Genomic DNA, 6,170 nt, shown 5'->3' with positions numbered 1-6,170 from the left:
AAACCGTTCAGGCGAGCCGTGCCGAGCAGCGAATACATCGTGGCGCTCGCGCGGGCGCCGCGCGGGGAGCCCGCGAAGAGCCAGTTCGCCCTTCCGAGGGCAATGGGTCTGATTTGCCGCTCGAGAGGCGGAGGCAGTGGTCAACTGGATCCGTGGACATGACCATGCGGGCAATGGAACATATGGTACTCCGGCGATTTTCGGCATGAACTTCCAGGCAGTGTCGACCGCACAGAAGCTGAACAACTCGAACTATTTTCCGGATCCAAAAAACACCACCGTGGTGAAGAATGGGCTTGGCGGCTATAGGGATGACGGCACCAAGCCAGGCGTGGTACTGCAGAGTGCGCTCACGTTCGTCGACGATAAGCTGGCGGACATGTTGAACGACAAGGCCTTCGACCCGACGAACACGGTCGTCATATTGTCCGCGAAGCACGGGCAGTCGCCGAAGAACCGCGAGGATCTGACGATCATCAACGACGGTGACATGATAGACGCACTGAATTGCGCGTGGGAGAAAAACAGCGCAACCTGTAAGGATCCCATGAAGCCGCATCTCGTTGCGCACGCGATCGATGACGACGGGATCCTGATGTGGTTAAACGACCGGTCTTCAAAAGCGACCGATTTCGCGCGCAACTTCCTCCTCAGCTATTCCGGCACCGGGGTGGGCTCTGATGCAACAGGCAGTCCTGTCTCAAAGCCATTCACTCAAGCCGGCGTGACGAAGATCTATACTGGCGAAGAAGCCGCGGACTTGTTCCGCGTTCCGCAGGGCGACGATTGCTACCCAGATCTCGTTGGCATCGCGCAGCATGGAACCGTTTGGGCAGGCAGCAAGCTCTCCAAGATTGCCGAGCACGGCGGCGATGCCGAGGAGGATCGTCATGTACCGCTCGTCGTCTGGGGCAAAGGTATCTCAAACGAGATTGTCGACGACCGCGTCCAGACGAAGCAGATTGCGCCGACAATCCTCAAGTTGCTGGGGCTCAACCCAAGCGAACTCGATGCTGTGAAGATGGAGCAGACGCAGGTGCTGCCTGACTTGCACTGACGGAATATGCCGACGTACCACCTGAAATGATGACGGTTCCGGAGGTTTCCTCGTGAAGCTTCCGGAACGAGCCTTCGCACGCCGGAAACAAACGCTCAAGAGGGGCTGTCAAGGCACAGCGCCCGCCGATAACGCGTCAAGCCGCTATTTGCGGTGAGTGGCTGCTTTCGGAGGTGGATCGGCCGCTTGGGTGACCATTTGATCGTGCGACGAATGGCAGGAACTGGCCGACTTCTGCCGTTCGCGAAAGGTTCATATCGATCCCCTGTGCTCGCTCGACATCAACTAGAACAGCCATTCGCGAGCAGCGCTGACTGCTCCTTCACGAACATCTGCGGCATGTGATGCGCCTTGAGGTAGAGCATCAGGTAGCCATACCAAAGCCCAGGCTGCGTATCAGGGTCCGGAATTTTTCTTCATTTTCAAGCCGGACTACAAGTTGTCGATCGCCTGCGCGTAGACACAAACCGGTTGTTTCCTTACGCGTGGCAATCATGTCGGCGATTTCCGCATCCTCACAATCGATCAGAAGTGCGGTGCCCTTGATCTTCAGCGCCTTCCCCTGTTTCTGGGTCGTCTTCATGAAGGACTCCACCGTTTCTGGCACGGGTTGCTCTTCCCGGGCCTGCAGAAACGCTAGAAGCTCTGCAATGTCATACCCTTTTTCAATAGATCCAACGGCCTTTTGACGGTCCAAACTCCAACTCTTATCTGTTGCCTGTACGGCCCAGGTGTCAAGCGTGAGTAATTCTTCCGCCGACAGGTTTCCCCCAACAACGCGTACCTGCAGACTGGGCAAAACCGAAAGCCTGACGGTGGGCTGAATCGGGGCGGGCGTGTAGTCATCACTCAATCCGAGACAATAGGCACCCAGCGGCGTCAGGCGGAAGTAGATCAGGCCGTCGTAGCGGCTGAGGAATTGCAGATCGTCTGTCCCCCACAGGTCACCGAAATCGCTACGCGCCTCAGTCGGTTCGATGTAGGCAACATCAATGATGCCGAGGGCGGCGGCGTACTCGAACAGGAAGCAGAGCAGATAGCGCAACTGCAGAATCGCCCAGCTATGATAACCGTCGTGGCCCAGGCTGCCATATTGCTGTTCGCTGATGTAAAGCTTCCACGGGTCGTGCGTAACGTCAAACGTGTGGTCGGTCGCCTGCATGAATCGGGAAAGGTCATCGACGTCGACCCACTCTCCGACCGGACAGAGCCTCAATATTTCGGTGATGGCAGCGCGACGCGGCGCCAGGGCAGTCATGACGCGACCTTTCGATTTTTGCCCCTTGATGACGTCAATGCGACTGAACTCGTCAAACAGGCTGGATTTAAGCCACTTTCTCCAGATCGTCCCCAGCACATCGGCTGGGGAGGAAGTCAACGCTTTCACACCCGCCGCGCTCAGAGCCAGTTTGCTGCCGTTCCGTTGCACCAATGCGGCAGCCTGAAGCAGCAGCGGCCACGAGAATGCCTTGATCGGGCCGATTTCCTGATCCCATTGGTTTCGCGTCGGCGTGGGGACGTAGAAATCGCCACCCGCGAGGTTTTCCGTCAAAAGACGCAGCGTCGCTGAGCCGGGGAGCGAGGTCTTGTCGCTGACCTGAATTTTGCCCTGATCCGCCAGCCGCAGCAGCACCGACAGATCCAGAATCGCATCGCGTTCGCTGTGTCGCGCCGTCAGCCGGTTTTCACCGTGCATCTCTGGCAGCGTCCCGATTGTGTTCAGCCTGACGGGCTCGGGCTCAGGCACAAAGGTTCTCAGTCGCTCGCGCATATCGACGGGCAGGGTGTAACGCCCGTCCTGGTAGTACAAAAAGAGGCCCAATGCCGTCGGCGGTCCATAATACGGATAGCGGCGGCCATCCTCCTTGATGGTGAAATCCGGCAACCGCCCGTATTTCGCCCGGAAGAGGTTTCCATCAAAGAGACCGTCCAGGTCGTAGGCGGTCTCCGCCACCGCCAGACGTTGGATATCGTCTAGACTTTCCCATAGTGCACGCAGCCCTTCTCCAGAGAGACTTTTCAGGATCGCACCGACCAGTTCGTCCTTCCTGCCGGTGCGGGCAGCATCAGGAAGCCAGCGCATGAGCGATTTCAACTGGTCCATGGTGAGGCGGACAAGCACTTCGTTCAATGTGTTCATGGGTAAAATTGGACGTGGTACTCAGGAAGATGACGAGCATTATCGTCGACATCTTCGGTTCACCCGCGGACTGAGTGCAGGCTCGCAACTCCAGAGCATGCGGCGGCTTTTGGACACGGATGTGGAGTAAAACCCGTATCTCAGAAAAGGAGCTGAACGGGCAGCAACAGGAAGGGCGAATATCGCAGCGTTACACGGTAGGATGCCAGACCCGTCAGCATTTCGGCAGCGAGATAACACGCCGCGCCCTGTTCATGTCAGCAAGCCCACCCAATACCGCACCCACGCCCGAACCAGATCGCCTCGCGGGACTGGTCGAGCGCGTCACCTTCCACAATGCCGACAGTGGCTTCTGCGTTCTGCGCCTGAAGGTCAAGGGCGAGCGCGACCTCATTACGTTGGTCGGGCATACCCCGACCGTGGCGCCAGGGGAGTACGCGTCGGCGTCAGGTACGTGGGTGACGGATCGTGAGCACGGCAGGCAGTTCAAGGCGGTCTTCGTCAGGATTTCGCCGCCGAACACGCTGACCGGCATCGAACGTTACCTTGGGTCCGGCATGGTCAAGGGTATCGGACCTGTGTACGCCGGCCGGCTGGTCAAAGCTTTCGGCGCGGCAGTGTTCGACATCATCGAACAAACTCCCGCACGGCTTCGTGATGTCGAGGGAATCGGTGAGATCCGCGCAAAAAAAAATCACGTCGGGCTGGGCCGACCAGAAGATCATTCGCGAGATCATGGTCTTTCTGCACGGCAACGGCGTTTCAACATCCCGTGCCGTACGTATTTTCAAGACGTATGGCCAGGACGCGATCGCTACCGTCACGGAAAATCCTTACCGGCTGGCCCGGGACATTCGTGGCATCGGGTTCGTGTCAGCAGATACCATCGCCCAGAAGATCGGCATCGCACGTGACTCCCCGCTGCGGGCGCGGGCTGGAGTCTCCTACGCGCTGTCAGAAGCAGCAGGAGAAGGCCATTGTGGTTTGCCGCGCAGCCAGCTCGTGTCGCTCGCCGTGAAGCTGCTCGAAATTCCGCAGGCCGTCATCGAAGATGCGATCGACCAGGAACTGGCAGAGGAGGTCGTGATCGCCGATACCGTTGATGGCGTTCCCAGCGTGTTCCTCGCGCCGTTGTACAACGCCGAGCGTTCCATCGTTTCACAGATAAAGCGCCTGAGCTCGGGTTCGCCGCCGTGGAGCGCGTTTGACGCCGGCAAGGCGATACCGTGGGTCGAACAGAAGCTCGCGATCCAGCTTGCAGATAGCCAGAAGCAGGCGATCCGTCTGGCCCTGTCGTCAAAGCTGCTGGTCATCACTGGCGGCCCTGGTGTTGGCAAGACGACACTGGTCAATTCGATACTGACGATCCTGCGCGCCAAACAGGTGAAGGCGCTGTTGTGCGCGCCAACTGGACGCGCAGCGAAGCGACTGTCGGAATCGACCGGACTTGAGGCGAAGACCATCCACCGGCTGCTTGAAGTCAATCCAGCCAATGGGCAGTTCAAGCGCAACGAGGAGTCGCCGCTGGAATGTGATCTGCTGGTGGCGGACGAGTGCTCGATGGTCGACGTGCCATTGGCAAGCCAGCTGCTCAAGGCCGTGGCGTCCAACACGGCGATGATCTTCGTCGGGGACGTGGATCAATTGCCATCCGTTGGCCCCGGACAGGTTCTTGCGGATCTGATCGAATCGGGTGCGGTGCCTGTCGTGCGGCTGACGGAGGTGTTCCGGCAGGCTGCCACTTCGCGCATCGTTCGCAGCGCCCACCAGATCAATCAGGGGCTGTTCCCGTCCCTGCCGGAAAAAGGCGAAGAGTCGGATTTCTATTTTGTGCCGGCCGACGAACCCGAAGCGATTGCGCAGACTATCGTCGACCTGGTCAAGATCCGGCTACCCAGAAAATTCCAGCTGGACCCGGTGCGCGATATTCAGGTGCTGTGCCCGATGAACCGAAGTCTCACCGGCGCTCGCGGCATCAACCAGATGTTGCAGGAGGCGCTGAATCCGCCGGGTGAGCACAGCATCGAGAAGTTTGGCTATCGCTTCAGCGTCGCCGACAAAGTAATGCAGATCGAGAACAACTACGACAAGGACGTCTATAACGGCGACATCGGGTTTGTGACACACATCGACCCGGATGAGCAGGAACTGACGGCGACCTTTGATGATCACATCGTGACGTACGCGTTTGGCGAGCTGGATGAGCTGGTGCTGTGCTACGCGACGACCATCCACAAATCCCAGGGGTCGGAATACCCCGTGGTGGTGATTCCCGTCTCGACGCAACACTACATGATGCTCAAGCGGAATCTGATCTACACCGGCATCACGCGCGGCAAACGCCTGGTGGTACTGGTCGGGCAAAAGCGAGCCCTGGCGATTGCGGTCAAGGGCAAGCAAACGGAGCGTCGCTGGTCGAAACTCGCAGAATGGTTGCGCCTGTGAATCGTTGCGCTGAATGTTCGCGAGTTGTCTCTTGCTGTTTGTCGCGTCGCGACAGGCCGATGTCGACCCGTCTCGGACATCCATAGTCGGTCGCCGGGCGGCCGGTTCAAGGCCCAAAGCCGTCGCTTGGGATACCTCTCTCACCGGCACCACCGCCTCTTCAAGATCGGGCCGGCCGACGTCCGCGCGCTGTTGTTGCTGGGTTGTGTGGCGATTGCGGTGAAATTGCTTGCGTCGTACCTCTGAGTGCAGGCCGAACCTGCAATTCTGGGGCCGCAACCGGTCATTCCCCCGATCCACTATCGCCGATCACGGGAATAGTGAACTGAAAGGTCGCGCCGTATCCGGCATTGTTCTCTGCCCACACCCGCCCACCATGGGCATCGATAATCGAACGGCAGATAGAAAGCCCCACACCCATACCTTCGGGCTTCGTAGTGAAGAACGGTTCGAATAGCCGATCGGCGTGCTGCAGGTCAATTCCTGTCCCGGAATCTTGCACCGAGACGATCACATAGCCGTCGTCGC

The 6,170-nt window shown here is 58.8% G+C and carries 5 protein-coding genes and 1 pseudogene; 3 read left to right on the top strand and 3 right to left on the bottom strand.

Features of this window, described 5'->3' with window-relative positions:
* A partial coding sequence (locus tag F6X42_RS41415) for a hypothetical protein (RefSeq protein ID WP_376776525.1) occupies positions 1 to 104 on the bottom strand: 104 nt, incomplete at its 3' end.
* A gap of 32 nt (positions 105 to 136) precedes the next feature.
* Between F6X42_RS41415 and F6X42_RS41410 the strand changes: the two genes are divergently transcribed.
* Positions 137 to 1,057 carry an alkaline phosphatase family protein gene (locus F6X42_RS41410; protein WP_187639551.1) on the top strand — a complete coding sequence of 307 codons (921 nt, stop codon included), beginning with the start codon at positions 137 to 139 and terminating at the stop codon, positions 1,055 to 1,057.
* Between the two features lie 364 nt (positions 1,058 to 1,421).
* Here the strand turns inward: F6X42_RS41410 and F6X42_RS41405 are convergent, their stop codons facing one another.
* The gene (locus F6X42_RS41405; protein ID WP_187639550.1) at positions 1,422 to 3,197 is read right to left on the bottom strand and encodes a hypothetical protein; all 1,776 of its coding nucleotides are present in this window, start codon (positions 3,195 to 3,197) and stop codon (positions 1,422 to 1,424) included.
* Positions 3,198 to 3,316: 119 nt separating this feature from the next.
* Here F6X42_RS41405 and F6X42_RS45740 point away from each other — a divergent pair.
* Both F6X42_RS45740 and recD2 read left to right on the top strand, forming a co-directional pair.
* Positions 3,317 to 3,829 (top strand): annotated as a pseudogene (locus F6X42_RS45740) (YrrC family ATP-dependent DNA helicase); the annotation flags it as partial.
* A 103-nt stretch (positions 3,830 to 3,932) separates the two neighbouring features.
* Positions 3,933 to 5,642: an SF1B family DNA helicase RecD2 gene (recD2, locus tag F6X42_RS41400; RefSeq protein WP_246530528.1), complete on the top strand. Its 1,710-nt coding sequence runs from the start codon at positions 3,933 to 3,935 to the stop codon at positions 5,640 to 5,642.
* 283 nt (positions 5,643 to 5,925) lie between these two features.
* Here the strand turns inward: recD2 and F6X42_RS41395 are convergent.
* On the bottom strand, positions 5,926 to 6,170 hold a 245-nt coding region (locus F6X42_RS41395), incomplete at its 5' end, for an ATP-binding protein (protein WP_246530476.1).

Source organism: Paraburkholderia podalyriae (assembly GCF_014397785.1).
GTDB classification, from domain to species: Bacteria; Pseudomonadota; Gammaproteobacteria; order Burkholderiales; family Burkholderiaceae; genus Paraburkholderia; species Paraburkholderia podalyriae.
Note: the sequence above shows the minus strand (reverse complement) of the source record. Positions and strands in the feature narration are given on the sequence as shown.

Coding starts and splice junctions, on each gene's coding strand:
- recD2 (WP_246530528.1), top strand. CDS start 3,933: ATGGTCTTTCTGCACGGCAACGGCGTTTCAACATCCCGTGCCGTACGT.
- F6X42_RS41405 (WP_187639550.1), bottom strand. CDS start 3,197: ATGAACACATTGAACGAAGTGCTTGTCCGCCTCACCATGGACCAGTTG.